The sequence below is a fragment of the Pediococcus damnosus genome (genome assembly GCF_001611155.1).
Taxonomy (GTDB): domain Bacteria; phylum Bacillota; class Bacilli; order Lactobacillales; family Lactobacillaceae; genus Pediococcus; species Pediococcus damnosus.
This window is the reverse complement of the sequence record NZ_CP012294.1, coordinates 263,544-276,673: the sequence shown is the minus strand read 5'-3', so window position 1 is coordinate 276,673 and position 13,130 is coordinate 263,544. Positions and strand designations below refer to the sequence as shown.

Below are 13,130 nucleotides of genomic sequence, written 5' to 3'. Positions count from 1 at the left end.
TAAGATGACTACACTTAATCTTGTTTTAATGGGATTACCTGGTGCTGGAAAAGGAACTCAAGCACAAAAAATAGTTGAAGAATTTAAAATTCCTCACATTTCTACTGGTGACATTTTTCGAGCAGCAATGAAGAATGAAACTGAGATGGGAATTGAGGCAAAAAAATTTATTGATCAAGGTAATTTAGTTCCTGATTCTGTGACAGATGGAATTGTGGCAGATTGCTTGGCAGAGGATGACACAAATGTTGGTTTTATGCTTGACGGATACCCAAGAAATCTTGAACAAGCTCAGGCATTAGATTCGATGACGGCTAAACTAAATAAACCAATTAGTGCGGTTATCAATATTCATGTTGATGCAAATGTGCTAGTTGAACGTCTGTCAGGTCGATTCATCTGTAAGAACTGTGGTGCAACTTATCATAAGTTGTACAATAAGCCAAAGGTAGAAGGAACTTGTGATGTTTGTGGTCACCATGAATTTTACCAACGTGAAGATGATAAACCTGAGACCGTAAAAAATCGTATCGAGGTTAATACAAAATTGAATACACCACTCATTGATTTTTATAATGAGAAGAAGTTATTATATACAGTTAATGGTGATCAAGATATCAATGATGTATACCAAGAAATTCAAAAGGTATTACGAGCTATCTAATGCTTGCCTGTTCGTTATTATTGGTCAATTTTGTTTGTTTGCAAATGAAATTACCTTATGGTAAACTTGTTCAGGTTTAGCTTATAGTACTTTTAAAGGACAATAAGCGCTTGAACGAAATGAATTTGTAAAAAAATCAGTAAAAAATGGGAGGCACATTTAGTGGCAAAAGATAATGTCATTGAAATTGAAGGTAAGGTTAAAGAAAGCTTACCTAATGCGATGTTTAAGGTTGAACTCGAAAATGGTCATGAGATATTAGCACACGTTTCTGGAAAAATTCGGATGCATTATATTCGAATTTTACCTGGAGACAAAGTAACTGTGGAAATGTCGCCATATGATCTTTCAAAGGGTCGTATTACCTATCGTTTCAGATAAGTTTAACGTTTTTTAGGAGGAATATTCATGAAAGTACGTCCATCAGTAAAACCAATGTGTGAACATTGTAAAGTAATTAAACGTAAAGGACGCGTTATGGTTATTTGCTCAGCAAATCCCAAACATAAACAACGTCAAGGAAAATAATAAGCTGGAGGTGAAATTTAATGGCTCGTATTGCAGGTGTTGATTTACCACGTGATAAACGAATCGTGATTGCTTTAACATATATTTTTGGTATCGGAAATACGACTGCTCAAAAGATCTTAAAGGATGCTGGCGTCTCTGAAGACGTTCGTGTTCGTGATCTTGCTGCTGATGACGAAGATAAAGTTCGTGCAGAAGTTGATAAGTATCGTGTTGAAGGAGATCTTCGTCGGTCTGTAAGTCTTGATATCAAGCGTCTCCAAGAGATTGGTTCATATCGTGGCATGCGTCATCGTCGTGGACTTCCAGTTCGTGGTCAAAACACGAAGAATAATGCACGTACTCGTAAAGGCAAAAAAGTTTCAATTGCCGGAAGAAAGAAATAATAAATAAAGGAGGCTAGCATATTGGCAACCAGAAAGACTTCTCGTAAGCGTCGAGTAAGAAAGAATATTGAAGCTGGAGTGGCACATATTCACTCAACTTTTAACAATACATTAGTTATGATTACAGATCCTCAAGGAAATGCTGTTGCATGGTCATCAGCAGGTTCACTTGGATTTAAAGGTAGTCGTAAATCGACTCCATTTGCTGCTCAATTAGCTGCTGAATCTGCAGCTAAAGCAGCAATGGAACACGGTATGAAAACCGTTGAAGTTGCTGTTAAGGGCCCTGGTTCTGGCCGTGAATCTGCTATTCGGGCACTTCAATCCACTGGATTAGAAGTATCTGCAATTCGCGATGTCACACCAGTTCCTCATAATGGTTCTCGTCCTCCAAAGCGTCGTCGTGTATAGTGCGTCAATTTTTTGAGGGATAACTTCATGATGCATTCAGAATTAATATGCACAACGCGTTTTGAAAGGGGTAAAGATAAGAATGATCGAATTTGAAAAACCAAACATTCATAAAATTGATGAGAATGTCAATTACGGCAAGTTTGTCGTTGAACCGCTCGAACGTGGGTATGGAACAACTTTAGGCAATTCATTGCGTCGTATTTTGTTGTCATCATTACCGGGTGCAGCGGTTACAAGCATTCAAATTGATGGCGTTCTTCATGAGTTTTCATCAATTGAAGGCGTAGTTGAAGATGTCACACAAATCATCTTAAACATTAAAAAGGTTTCTTTAAAGATCGAAAGTGATGACGAAAAATCTTTAGAGATTGATGTTAAGGGTCCTGCTACCGTCACTGCTGGTGACATTCAAGGTGACAGCGATGTTGAGATTCTTAATCCAGATCAGTATATTTGTACCGTTGCCGATGGTGTGACTTTTCATGCCATATTGACAGCTGATACAGGTCGTGGTTATGTTTCAGCTGATGAAAACAAGGCTCGCAAGGATGATATGCCAATTGGTGTGCTTCCAATCGATTCCATTTATACCCCAATCGAGCGTGTCAATTATCAAGTTGAAAACACACGTGTTGGTCAACGGGATGACTATGATAAGCTTACCTTGGATGTTTGGACTGACGGTTCAATTACTCCTAGTGAGGCTACTAGTCTTTCAGCAAAAATTCTAACAGAACATTTGGCTTTATTTGTTAATTTAACTGATGAAGCTAAAGATGCTGAAATCATGGTCGAAAAGGAAGAAACACATAAAGAAAAAATGTTAGAGATGTCTATTGAGGAGCTTGATTTATCCGTTCGTTCATACAATTGTTTGAAACGTGCTGGAATCAATACTGTTCAGGAACTAACTGACAAAACTGAAGCACAAATGATGAAAGTTAGAAATCTCGGGCGTAAATCCCTGGAAGAGGTTAAAGTTAAATTAACTGACCTTGGACTTTCGTTACGCAATGAAGACTAATTATAAGGAGGGTTTCCATTCATGGGCTATCGTAAATTAGGTCGTAATAGTTCACAACGCAAGGCTTTGCTTCGTGACTTGACCACTAACTTAATTGTTAATGAAAAAATTGTTACGACTGAAGCACGCGCTAAAGAAGTTCGGTCAACTACCGATAAAATGATTACATTAGGCAAACGTGGGGATTTAAACGCACGTCGTCAAGCTGCCGCTTTTCTTCGTAATGTAGTTGCTGACGTTTCTGAAGAGGCTGATGAGGTTAAAGTTACTTCTGCACTTCAAAAATTGTTTGATGATTTAGCTACTCGTTATGCTGACCGTAAAGGTGGGTATACACGAATTCTTAAGACTATGCCTCGCCGCGGAGACGCTGCACCAATGGTTATCTTGGAATTTGTTGACTAAATATTCAGAAGAATGTTTAAATTTTTAAATTAACAAATTTATCACTAAAAGTTGTGGTAGGGTGCAATGATGTTGGAATTTATTCCGAGTCTAGCCCACGGTTAATACCTAGTATTAACTATCACTTCTTTTCAGTGATTTTTTTGTATCTACATAAGTAAGTAAAAGTATACTAGGTAGCAGGTTTTGGTATGTTAAAATAGAAAAAATAACTATCAAGGGAATGTTCTCAAATGAATGAAATGATTAAGGTTTCACATTTAACTTATGCATATACTCAAAATAGCCAGCCTGCTTTGGATGATGTGTCTTTTACAATTTCCAGTGGTGACTGGGTAGCAATTGTAGGGCACAATGGGAGTGGTAAAAGTACATTAGCACAAGCTCTTGATGGTTTGATTGATTTTAAACTTGGGAATATCTGGGTTGATGGAACTAAATTAACAGAGCAAAGTGTGTGGACGGTTCGAAGTAATATCGGTATGATTTTTCAAAATCCCGATAATCAGTTTGTCGGAGCAACCGTTGAAGATGATGTGGCATTTGGGCTAGAAAACATGGCTGTTCCGCATGATGAAATGCAAGCGCGTGTTGATGAAGCATTATCAGAAGTGCATATGAGTGAGTTTCGCCGCAAACAGCCGGAGCAATTGTCTGGCGGTCAGAAACAACGAGTAGCACTTGCTGGAGTTATTGCGATGCAGCCTAAGATTATTATTTTGGATGAAGCAACTAGTATGCTGGATCCGGTTGGACGACGTGAAATTCTTGGTGTGATTCGAAAATTAAAAAAACGGTTAGGAATAACGGTGTTGTCCATTACTCATGAAATTGATGAAACTACTGATGCTGATAAAATTATTGTGTTGAATGATGGCAAAATCGTTAGCACTGGGGCACCGGAAACAATTTATAGTCATAGTGGTCTACTATTGAAATTAGGACTTGATGTTCCTTATTCACAACGACTAAAACGTGAATTAACCCAACGTCACATAAAGACCCCCGAAACTTATTTTGATGAGGAAGGAATGGTGGACTGGTTATGGCAATCACTTTTAAAGAAGTAACTTACACCTATTCACCGGGGACACCATTTGAGTTTCAAGCTTTAAAAAATATTTCGACCAAAATTGAGGACAATTCCGTTACCGCTGTGATTGGTCACACTGGTAGTGGAAAATCGACCTTTCTGCAACATTTAAATGCCTTATTAAAGCCTACGGGTGGTACTGTCATGATTGGCAATACCACGATCACTTCTGAAACCAGTAATAAGAACTTGAAGCCCTTGCGCAAAAAAGTAGGAATTGTTTTCCAATTTCCTGAGAATCAATTATTTGCGGAAACGGTAGAAAAAGACATTGCATTTGGGCCAGAAAATTTTGGTAGCACGGCTGAAGAAGCTAGTAAGATTGCCAAAGAAATGATTACCCTAGTTGGTTTACCGGAATCGGTTCTTTCCCGCTCTCCATTTGAGTTATCTGGTGGGCAGATGCGGCGAGTGGCGATTGCAGGAGTGCTAGCGATGCATCCGGAGGTTTTGGTTCTGGATGAGCCAACAGCTGGGTTAGACCCAGGTGGTCGGCGTGAAATCATGCAACTTTTTGGTGATCTACAAAAAAAACAGAAATTTACAATCGTTTTAGTTACTCATCAAATGGAAGATGTTGCTAATTATGCAGACCACGTGATCGTGATGGAACATGGCAAAATTGTCAAAGAAGGTAGTCCCCGTGCTGTTTTTGCGAACGTTGAATGGTTACATGAAAAGCAATTGGACGTTCCCGCAAGCACAGAATTTGCCTTTGAAATGCAAAAACGAGGATTCCAATTTACGCGACTACCGTTAACAGAATCTGAGTTGGCTGATGATATTGCTGACTTTTTTAAGAAACGAGGCCAAACTCATGAATAAAATTTTATTTGGTCGCTATATTCCGTTAGATTCTTTTGTGCATCGTATGGATCCAAGGTCAAAATTAATTTTAAGCTTTTTATATGTAATCGTGATTTTCTTTGCAAACAACTGGTGGATCTATCTATTAATGGCAGTTGTGGCGTTTGTAAGTATTTTGGCTTCTAAAATTAATTTTAAATTATTTGTGGATGGTGTCATGCCGTTGCTTTGGATCATTGCCTTTACCATGGTGATTCAAATCCTGTTTGGAACTGGTGGTCAAACCTATTGGCATTGGGGAATTTTTTCAATCACGAGTGTGGGAATTTTAAACGCAGCGTACATTTTTGTGCGGTTTACACTTATTATTTTAATCTCGACCTTGTTAACCTTATCAACGTCACCAATTCAGATTTCTGATGCCTTAGAATCTTTATTAATGCCGCTTAGAAAAATTCATTTTCCTGTCTATGAAGTTGCGTTAATGCTTTCAATTGCCTTACGGTTTGTGCCAACCTTGATGGATGAAACGGAAACAATTATGAATGCGCAACGAGCTCGCGGTGTTGATTTTGGAACTGGAAATATTATTCAACGGTTAAAAAAAATAATTCCAATCCTGATTCCTTTATTCGTGAGTGCGTTTAATCGTGCTGAGGACCTTGCGACAGCAATGGAAGCACGAGGATATCGAGGAGGAGCAGGGAGAACTAAGTACCGCTTATTAAAATGGGAAACTCGGGATACATTGGCAACTCTGGTTTATTCATTAATGGCCATTGGTGTATTTGCGCTTCGACTACTTTAAGGAGATTTCTATGTACCGTTATAAAATTACAATTGCCTACGATGGAACTAATTTTGCAGGTTTTCAAAAACAACCCAAGCAGCGTACTATTCAAGAAACTTTAGAGCGAGCTGTGAATAAAATTGCCAAAAAGCCAGCCAAATTAATTAAGGTGTATGGATCAGGACGTACAGATGCCGGTGTCCATGCGCTAGGACAGGTAGTTCACTTTGATATTCCTTTTTCCCTATCAGATAATGCTATGTTGCATGCTTTAAATAGTCTTTTGCCATTAGATATTGAAGTCTTGAATGCCCGGCAGATATCGTCTGAATTTCATGCGCAATATAGTACCCAAGGAAAACGGTATCGCTATCGGCTTGCTTTAGGCGAGTTTATCGATCCTTTTAAACGTAATTATACGGGCCACTGGAAGCTTTCGTTGGATTTGAAGGCTATTCAGGCAGCTTTACCTGATTTGATTGGAGAACACGATTTTACAAGCTTCTGTGCGGCTGGTGGTCATACTAAAACAAACATTCGTGAAATTTATGAAGCAACGGCGGTTTATGATAAAATTCAAAATGAGATTATTTTTGAATTTTATGGGAGTGGCTTTCTTTATAATATGGTGCGCATCATGGTGGCCGTCTTAACTGAAATTGGCAGTGGTAAACGTCCGGAACATGATATTTTGCGTTTGTTTAAGGTAAAAGATCGCAATCAAGCACGTGGAACAGCACCAGCAAGTGGTCTTTATTTAAAAAAAGTGTATTATCCAGAGAAATTTAGCAAATGATTATTGACTTTAGTGGGGTAAATTAGTAAAATTAAATTTGGTATTGTTTACCTCCACAAATAGGCCCCGGAAACTTATTATAAAGTTGAGTTAAACAAAACAGAAATTGGAGGAATTACAAGTGCGTACAACATATTTAGCAAAACCAGGCGAGGTAGATCGCAAATGGTACGTAGTAGATGCTACAGATATTCCTTTGGGACGTCTAGCAAGTACAGTTGCATCTATTTTACGCGGTAAAAACAAACCAACATTCACACCTAACGTTGATACAGGTGACTATGTCATCGTTGTGAATGCTGCAAACATCAAATTAACAGGTCGTAAGGCAACACGTAAATTCTATTATCACCATTCTAATCACCCAGGTGGTTTAAAAACTAAGACTGCTGGTGAAGTTCGTGATAAGACTCCTGAAAGATTAATTGAGATGTCAGTTAAGGGGATGCTTCCTCATAACTCACTTGGTCATAAAATGGGACTCAAATTACATGTCTATGCTGGCTCAGAACATGATCACCAAGCTCAACAACCTGAAAAGCTTGATATCACAAACTTAATTTAAGGAGGAAACGAATTTTGGCAGAAGCACAATATCGCGGCACTGGTCGCCGTAAAAACTCTGTTGCACGTGTACGTCTTGTACCCGGAACAGGTAAAATTACTGTAAATGATAAAGCAATTGAAGATTACATTCCATTTGCTAACTTACGTCAAGTTGTTATCCAACCATTTGAAGTTACAGAAACAACTGGTAATTATGACGTACTTGTAAATGTTAATGGTGGTGGTTTCTCTGGACAATCAGGTGCTATTCGTCATGGAATTGCACGGGCATTGCTCGGTGTAGACCCTGACTTCCGTACACCTTTGAAACGTGCTGGTCTCTTAACTCGTGACCCTCGTATGAAGGAACGTAAGAAATACGGTCTTAAAAAGGCTCGTAAAGCAGGTCAGTTCTCAAAACGTTAAGATTATTTTTTCAATGTTTCAAACACTTCTTCTGGCGGAGAGGTGTTTTTTTGTATTTAAAAAGCAAGGTAGAAATTAATCCGGTTATTGTTTTAACAGTGATAAGTTAAAACTTTTGGATTTAATTTCTACCTTGCTTTTTTATTCAAACTATTTGTTGAGTCGTTTATAACTTTTGTCAAAATATTTTCCAGCACGAATGTCATTTGGTAATTCTTTATAAGGAGCTTCACTAATGACGTCTTCATTGTTTTGACCAGCACTGCCGATATAAGTAATATGAGCAAACTCCGGAACAACTAGCTTAGGATAAGTTTCATACTTTTCCCGAGCTGCCTTCATCACGTCAATGTGTTCATTTTGGAACGTTACTGTGATTTCTGGATGTTTCTGAACCCATTTTGGAAAGAAAATTGTCCCGTTCAGCTTCTTTTCGTTAGGAACAAAATCGAGAGCCACATCTGTGCCAGTAGGTTCAGTCCATGCAACCTTATAGATTCCGGGAACCAACATGACAATATTTGCTTCTTGGTCCTTTACCCAACGTCCGGCAAACATACCACCATGAATTCGGTAGTCAACGGTATGATCATTTTTAGCATACCATTCGTACTCCCAGCCATTATCATACGTATAGATAAAGTGGGTACCTAAAAAATCGTCTAATGTGTTAAATGTTTTATCCATTATAATGCTTCCTCCTATCATGTAATTAATTACATGTTTTAGTTAACTTGATTATGTTACAATCTTTTTATTGAAACGTCAAGGAGGAATATTTTATGGCCCAAAAGAACCGACTTAAATATGTATTATTGGGATTACTTAAAACTAAAAAGCAGACCGGATATGATTTGGCGAAGTCCTTTGATTCAGATATCGGGGAATTTTGGAATGCTAATCACAGTCAAATTTATCCATTATTGAAGCGAATGGAAGAAGACAAACTGATTGGTCATGAGGATGTAACAGTTGGTCAGAAACTTCAAAAAAAACAATATTTTATTACAAATAAAGGGCAAAAGATTTTTTATGCATGGTTAAAAAGCCCATCAGATCTGGATAATACGTATGATGAGTTTATTTTGAAACTATTTTTTATTGATGATGCGCAATCACCTTTGTTAAAACCGATGATTATAACTCAACAAAAGTATCATGAAGAAAAATTACAGCAGCTAAATACTCAATTTAAACAAAAGTTTTCCACGCAAAAGAAGATCGATCAAAATTTTGGTCATTCTCTAGTTTTACGACATGCGATTGATCGTGAGCAGGGGTACAGCAACTGGCTTACAGAAATGTTAAAACTGATTTAAAATTTAAGAAGCAAAATTGACATTTTCTTAGATATTGATTAGAATTAAACATTATATTTAATAAAGTCCACTACGATTGGAGTTAAAACATGCCTAAAACAAGAAAATTTGCCGATCTGTTTGTCCGAAAAGAAGTTAATACGGATATGTTTAATAAAACGGGGCTTGATAAAACACTAACAGCCTTTAGTTTAACCACAATGGGAGTAGGCGCCATTGTAGGAGCAGGAATATTTATTACACCAGGAATTATTGCCGCATCGTATAGTGGTCCGGGAGTGTGGCTATCCTACTTAGTTGCAGCGGTTGTTTGTTCGTTAGCTGCCTTATGTTACTCTGAATTTTCGTCTACTATCCCACTGGCAGGAAGTGCCTATACATATATCTATGCGGTATTTGGCGAACTCATTGCTTGGATCCTAGGTTGGGCCTTAATTTCAGAATATTTGTTTGCCGTTTCTTCCGTGGCGGTAAGTTGGTCAGCGTATTTTCAAAATATACTGGCGGGCTTTAACATTCACTTACCTGAGATATTTCGAGCCGCGTACGGAACTGCTGGAAGTCCGCACGCACTTTTTGATTTACCGGCATTCTTAATTACCATGATTATTGCCTATCTGTTGGTTCAAGGGGTACGCGAGTCAGCCCGAGTTAATGCCGTTATGGTTATTTTGAAAATATCAGTTATTATCTTATTTATCGTTGTCGCGGCGTTCTACATTCGTCCAGCTAATTACAGTCCAATGTTACCTTTCGGAGTGAAAGGGGTAGTACGCGGCGCTGCAGTGGCTTTCTACGCCTATATAGGCTTCGATGCGGTTTCCACAGCCTCGGAAGAAGTTAAAAATCCCAAGCGGGACATGCCCATTGGGATTGTGTCGTCACTAGTTGTGGCATCTGTCTTGTACATTTTACTTTCCGTAGTGCTTGTTGGGGTTGTGCACTATACCAAACTAAATGTCTCTGATCCAGTGGCATTTGCGTTGCATTTTATCCACCAAGACTGGGTTGCCGGAATTGTATCTTTGGGTGCCGTTGTGGGGATGACAACCGTTTTGATTGTGATGTTGTATGGTGGAACGCGATTAATTTTTGCAATTAGCCGAGATGGGTTATTGCCGAGTGCCCTTCACAAACTAAATCCTAAAACACATGTGCCAACCATTAATACGTGGGTATTAGGCTTTATTGCCAGTGTGTTTGCTGGAGTTATTCCGTTAGCTAAAATTGCAGAGTTAGTCAACATTGGGACCTTGTTTGCCTTCGCGATGGTTTCGCTGGGAGTCGTCTTTTTGCGAAAGGATCGCCGGTTCCGCGATTTACCAAAATCGTTTGAAGTGCCACTTTATCCGTTTATCCCAATTGTTTCTTTTCTAGCCTGTGTTTATCTGATGCTCCAGTTGGCCTCATTCACCTGGATGATGTTTGGCATCTGGTTAATTATCGGATTAGTTGTTTACTTTAGTTATGGATATTCACATAGTCATGCGCGTCAAAACGAAGAAAACTAAAAAAAGGATTCCTGAGTTACTGACAAACTGCAACGTTTATCAATTCTCGGGAATCCTTTTTTAAAACTTTAATAACCATTGGACAAGTTAACTTGATTTTCTATAACGTTACCTGTTTTCACGAAGGCCTTTAAGTTGGGTAGGAAAATTGCCTGCCAGGCGTTACCAAGGTCTGCCATTTCGGCTGAATAATGTGGCGTGATGAGAACATTTGACAGTTTCCATAGAGGACTCGTACTTGGAAGTGGTTCTTCCTCAAAAACATCTAATGCAGCATGCTGAAGTTTGTGATCTTTGAGAGCTTGAATTAATGCAGAAGTCTGAACGGACTTTCCACGTCCCACATTGACAAATAAATAAGTGTTATTAAGAGATTGGAAAAACTGATCATTAAAAAAGTGAGTAGTTTCGTTAGTTAGAGGCATTATATTTACGATTACATCCGTATGGGCCACAGCCTGTTGCCAATCGGATTGAGCGTAGGTTTTATCAAATGACGGAACAGTGTGGCCGGTTCGATTTACGCCGATTGTTTTGGCATGAAAAGCTTTCAACAATCTAGCTAACTCAGCACCAATATGACCAGTTCCAAAAATAGTCCAGGTTAATTGATTTAAGGTTTTGATATTAGCAAACTCTGAGTGTTGGGCCCATTGATGCTTGTTATCATTGGCTAGAACGGTTGGAAAATCACGGGCAAAGTATAAAGCGTACAGCAGCACGGTTTCAGAAATAGGGGTCGCATGAACGCCACTCATGTTGGTTACAAGAATCTTTTTTCCCTTCAGTTCAGTTAAGGGCAAATAATCAATGCCGGCGCTGACCGTTTGAATCCATTTCAGGTCACTGTGTGGGGCAGCTAGAATTTTTTCAGATAACGGCAATTGCCAACCAAGCATAATGGTTATTTTTGCGTAGTCGTTCGGGGTAATAGTCTCAGGTGTAAAGATTTTAACACCTAATTTTTCATATGTAGTTACATCTAATTCTGAATTGTGAGGTAAAATTAAAAGATTTTCCAATATTTGATGACTCCTTTGTAAAGTTGTTAGGATTAATTTTTCCGCTACATTCATGATATAATGATTTTTAACAATTAAGAAATTAAAACACTTGTGAATTCTTGTGAGGGACTAAAAATGGGGAAAAACAGTTCAGCAGCCCGAATCAGTATTTTGGGTTTGTTTGCAGCAATTATTATTCTGCAAAATTATGTTCCGATGATTGGCTATATACCGGTCGGACCATTGAATATCACCACAATTCATATCACCGTCATTATTGCCGCGGTTGTGCTTGGACCAGGCGATGGGGCTTTGATTGGCGGTGTATGGGGAATTGTCGATTGGATTCGGGCTTTGACAGTAACATCGAGTGCTCTTGGAAATATCGTGATGGTGAATCCGTTGATCTCAGTATTACCACGAATTTTAATTGGGTTGGTTGCGGGATGGCTATTTTCAAGTCTGGTTCGTGATAAGTCTAAGCTTACCGCACCACTGGTTGTTAGTGGAATTGCCGGCTCTTTGACGAATACCATTTTAGTTTTAGGCGGTATTGCCTTATTTTTTGGTAATGGTGCAACTGTATTACATGCCATTAACTTTCAAGCTCTAACGCCGTATATTTTGTTTGTGGCAGGCACTAACGGGATTCCCGAGGCAATTGCAGCCGCATTTTTAGTCCCCCTAATCTCAACACCATTGCTTAAATACACAAAACTAGGGAAAGAACGATTTAAACGCATTTCAGAAGTTAAGTAGAAAGATGGATAAATAAATTTGGCAAAAAGAAAGCGAAAAAAGACTAATTTTTTATTTAAACGGGGCAAACTTCAGTTATCAGGAGTTATTTCGCTGATTTTGATCTTTGGTTTGGTGGTCGTTTTGGCCGTCCAACTGGTACCACGAATTTCGTTTACAAATAATCAACAATCGACTAATTTAAGTACAAAAAGTCATCAACAATTTATTCAAACAATCGCGCCATACGCAAAAGAGATGCATCAAAGTTACGGCGTTTTACCCAGCATTACGATTGCTCAAGCTATTTTGGAGTCCGACTGGGGAACTAGTCAACTTTCTGAACGATATAATAATTATTTTGGGATGAAAGGGACCATTTATCAGACTACCAAAGAAATGAAAACGGAAGAATTTGTAAATGGTAAATGGATTACCGTAACCGCTCGTTTTCGGGTGTATAATAGTTGGAAAGATTCTGTGAAGGACCACACCATGTTATTTGTAAACGGGACGAACTGGAATCGTAATCAGTATAAGAACGTATTGACTGCAAAAAACTATAAAACGGCTGCCCAGGCGCTTTATACAGCTGGTTATGCAACTGATCCAGGGTACCCAAACAAATTAATTGAAATAATCCAAAGTTACCAGTTAGAAAAGTATGATCAATAATAAA

Annotated in this window: 19 protein-coding genes; 17 read left to right on the top strand and 2 right to left on the bottom strand. The window is 38.6% G+C overall.

Annotation, left to right across the window (positions count from 1 at the left end; translation table 11 throughout):
* Positions 1 to 4: 4 nt before the first annotated feature.
* The 13 genes from ADU73_RS01295 to rpsI all read left to right on the top strand — a co-directional run bounded on the left by ADU73_RS01295 (position 5) and on the right by rpsI (position 7,879).
* Positions 5 to 664 carry an adenylate kinase gene (locus tag ADU73_RS01295; protein WP_062913104.1) on the top strand — a complete coding sequence of 220 codons (660 nt, stop codon included), beginning with the start codon at positions 5 to 7 and terminating at the stop codon, positions 662 to 664.
* Positions 665 to 826: 162 nt separating this feature from the next.
* Entirely contained in the window at positions 827 to 1,045 is a 219-nt protein-coding gene (gene infA / locus ADU73_RS01290; protein ID WP_046871315.1) for a translation initiation factor IF-1, read from the top strand.
* 27 nt (positions 1,046 to 1,072) lie between these two features.
* Complete coding sequence (rpmJ, locus tag ADU73_RS01285; protein ID WP_011668476.1) at positions 1,073 to 1,192, top strand: 50S ribosomal protein L36; 120 nt, start codon at positions 1,073 to 1,075, stop codon at positions 1,190 to 1,192.
* A gap of 20 nt (positions 1,193 to 1,212) precedes the next feature.
* Entirely contained in the window at positions 1,213 to 1,578 is a 366-nt protein-coding gene (gene rpsM, locus ADU73_RS01280) for a 30S ribosomal protein S13 (RefSeq protein WP_046871316.1), read from the top strand.
* A gap of 21 nt (positions 1,579 to 1,599) precedes the next feature.
* Complete coding sequence (gene rpsK, locus ADU73_RS01275; protein ID WP_046871317.1) at positions 1,600 to 1,989, top strand: 30S ribosomal protein S11; 390 nt, start codon at positions 1,600 to 1,602, stop codon at positions 1,987 to 1,989.
* A gap of 82 nt (positions 1,990 to 2,071) precedes the next feature.
* A complete protein-coding gene (locus ADU73_RS01270; protein ID WP_056986231.1) occupies positions 2,072 to 3,016 on the top strand; it encodes a DNA-directed RNA polymerase subunit alpha in 945 nt (314 codons plus the stop codon).
* A gap of 21 nt (positions 3,017 to 3,037) precedes the next feature.
* Complete coding sequence (gene rplQ, locus ADU73_RS01265) at positions 3,038 to 3,421, top strand: 50S ribosomal protein L17 (RefSeq protein WP_046871319.1); 384 nt, start codon at positions 3,038 to 3,040, stop codon at positions 3,419 to 3,421.
* 233 nt (positions 3,422 to 3,654) lie between these two features.
* The gene (locus ADU73_RS01260) at positions 3,655 to 4,491 is read left to right on the top strand and encodes an energy-coupling factor ABC transporter ATP-binding protein (RefSeq protein ID WP_046871320.1); all 837 of its coding nucleotides are present in this window, start codon (positions 3,655 to 3,657) and stop codon (positions 4,489 to 4,491) included.
* Positions 4,467 to 5,339 carry an energy-coupling factor ABC transporter ATP-binding protein gene (locus ADU73_RS01255; RefSeq protein WP_046871321.1) on the top strand — a complete coding sequence of 291 codons (873 nt, stop codon included), beginning with the start codon at positions 4,467 to 4,469 and terminating at the stop codon, positions 5,337 to 5,339. The genes ADU73_RS01260 and ADU73_RS01255 overlap by 25 nt, the downstream gene beginning before the upstream one ends.
* Positions 5,332 to 6,129 (top strand): energy-coupling factor transporter transmembrane component T family protein, encoded by a 798-nt coding sequence (locus ADU73_RS01250; RefSeq protein ID WP_080945512.1) that lies wholly within the window; start codon positions 5,332 to 5,334, stop codon positions 6,127 to 6,129. Before ADU73_RS01255 ends, ADU73_RS01250 begins: the two co-directional genes overlap by 8 nt.
* Before the next feature lie 10 nt (positions 6,130 to 6,139).
* Positions 6,140 to 6,907 carry a tRNA pseudouridine(38-40) synthase TruA gene (gene truA, locus ADU73_RS01245; protein WP_046871323.1) on the top strand — a complete coding sequence of 256 codons (768 nt, stop codon included), beginning with the start codon at positions 6,140 to 6,142 and terminating at the stop codon, positions 6,905 to 6,907.
* Positions 6,908 to 7,028: 121 nt separating this feature from the next.
* The gene (rplM, locus tag ADU73_RS01240; protein WP_046871324.1) at positions 7,029 to 7,472 is read left to right on the top strand and encodes a 50S ribosomal protein L13; all 444 of its coding nucleotides are present in this window, start codon (positions 7,029 to 7,031) and stop codon (positions 7,470 to 7,472) included.
* 14 nt (positions 7,473 to 7,486) lie between these two features.
* Entirely contained in the window at positions 7,487 to 7,879 is a 393-nt protein-coding gene (gene rpsI, locus ADU73_RS01235) for a 30S ribosomal protein S9 (protein ID WP_046871325.1), read from the top strand.
* A 150-nt stretch (positions 7,880 to 8,029) separates the two neighbouring features.
* Here the strand turns inward: rpsI and ADU73_RS01230 are convergent, their stop codons facing one another.
* Positions 8,030 to 8,566: a phenolic acid decarboxylase gene (locus ADU73_RS01230; protein ID WP_056986156.1), complete on the bottom strand. Its 537-nt coding sequence runs from the start codon at positions 8,564 to 8,566 to the stop codon at positions 8,030 to 8,032.
* A gap of 95 nt (positions 8,567 to 8,661) precedes the next feature.
* Between ADU73_RS01230 and ADU73_RS01225 the strand changes: the two genes are divergently transcribed.
* Both ADU73_RS01225 and ADU73_RS01220 read left to right on the top strand, forming a co-directional pair.
* A complete protein-coding gene (locus ADU73_RS01225) occupies positions 8,662 to 9,198 on the top strand; it encodes a PadR family transcriptional regulator (protein ID WP_062913103.1) in 537 nt (178 codons plus the stop codon).
* An 89-nt stretch (positions 9,199 to 9,287) separates the two neighbouring features.
* Positions 9,288 to 10,709 carry an amino acid permease gene (locus ADU73_RS01220; protein WP_046870727.1) on the top strand — a complete coding sequence of 474 codons (1,422 nt, stop codon included), beginning with the start codon at positions 9,288 to 9,290 and terminating at the stop codon, positions 10,707 to 10,709.
* A 68-nt stretch (positions 10,710 to 10,777) separates the two neighbouring features.
* Here ADU73_RS01220 and ADU73_RS01215 read toward each other — a convergent pair whose 3' ends face one another.
* Positions 10,778 to 11,731, bottom strand: coding sequence for an NAD(P)-dependent oxidoreductase (locus tag ADU73_RS01215; protein ID WP_056986158.1), 954 nt, complete (start codon positions 11,729 to 11,731; stop codon positions 10,778 to 10,780).
* 117 nt (positions 11,732 to 11,848) lie between these two features.
* Between ADU73_RS01215 and ADU73_RS01210 the strand changes: the two genes are divergently transcribed.
* Complete coding sequence (locus tag ADU73_RS01210; RefSeq protein ID WP_046870726.1) at positions 11,849 to 12,472, top strand: ECF transporter S component; 624 nt, start codon at positions 11,849 to 11,851, stop codon at positions 12,470 to 12,472.
* An 18-nt stretch (positions 12,473 to 12,490) separates the two neighbouring features.
* Positions 12,491 to 13,126 (top strand): glycoside hydrolase family 73 protein, encoded by a 636-nt coding sequence (locus ADU73_RS01205; protein WP_046870725.1) that lies wholly within the window; start codon positions 12,491 to 12,493, stop codon positions 13,124 to 13,126.
* Positions 13,127 to 13,130: the final 4 nt, after the last annotated feature.

What these genes read in the sequence shown, in the direction of transcription:
- rpsM (WP_046871316.1), top strand. Translation starts at nt 1,213, where the DNA reads ATGGCTCGTATTGCAGGTGTTGATTTACCACGTGATAAACGAATCGTG.
- ADU73_RS01225 (WP_062913103.1), top strand. Translation starts at nt 8,662, where the DNA reads ATGGCCCAAAAGAACCGACTTAAATATGTATTATTGGGATTACTTAAA.
- ADU73_RS01255 (WP_046871321.1), top strand. Translation starts at nt 4,467, where the DNA reads ATGGCAATCACTTTTAAAGAAGTAACTTACACCTATTCACCGGGGACA.
- ADU73_RS01220 (WP_046870727.1), top strand. Translation starts at nt 9,288, where the DNA reads ATGCCTAAAACAAGAAAATTTGCCGATCTGTTTGTCCGAAAAGAAGTT.
- rplQ (WP_046871319.1), top strand. Translation starts at nt 3,038, where the DNA reads ATGGGCTATCGTAAATTAGGTCGTAATAGTTCACAACGCAAGGCTTTG.
- ADU73_RS01295 (WP_062913104.1), top strand. Translation starts at nt 5, where the DNA reads ATGACTACACTTAATCTTGTTTTAATGGGATTACCTGGTGCTGGAAAA.
- ADU73_RS01260 (WP_046871320.1), top strand. Translation starts at nt 3,655, where the DNA reads ATGAATGAAATGATTAAGGTTTCACATTTAACTTATGCATATACTCAA.
- ADU73_RS01210 (WP_046870726.1), top strand. Translation starts at nt 11,849, where the DNA reads ATGGGGAAAAACAGTTCAGCAGCCCGAATCAGTATTTTGGGTTTGTTT.
- ADU73_RS01230 (WP_056986156.1), bottom strand. Translation starts at nt 8,566, where the DNA reads ATGGATAAAACATTTAACACATTAGACGATTTTTTAGGTACCCACTTT.
- ADU73_RS01250 (WP_080945512.1), top strand. Translation starts at nt 5,332, where the DNA reads ATGAATAAAATTTTATTTGGTCGCTATATTCCGTTAGATTCTTTTGTG.
- rpmJ (WP_011668476.1), top strand. Translation starts at nt 1,073, where the DNA reads ATGAAAGTACGTCCATCAGTAAAACCAATGTGTGAACATTGTAAAGTA.
- truA (WP_046871323.1), top strand. Translation starts at nt 6,140, where the DNA reads ATGTACCGTTATAAAATTACAATTGCCTACGATGGAACTAATTTTGCA.
- ADU73_RS01270 (WP_056986231.1), top strand. Translation starts at nt 2,072, where the DNA reads ATGATCGAATTTGAAAAACCAAACATTCATAAAATTGATGAGAATGTC.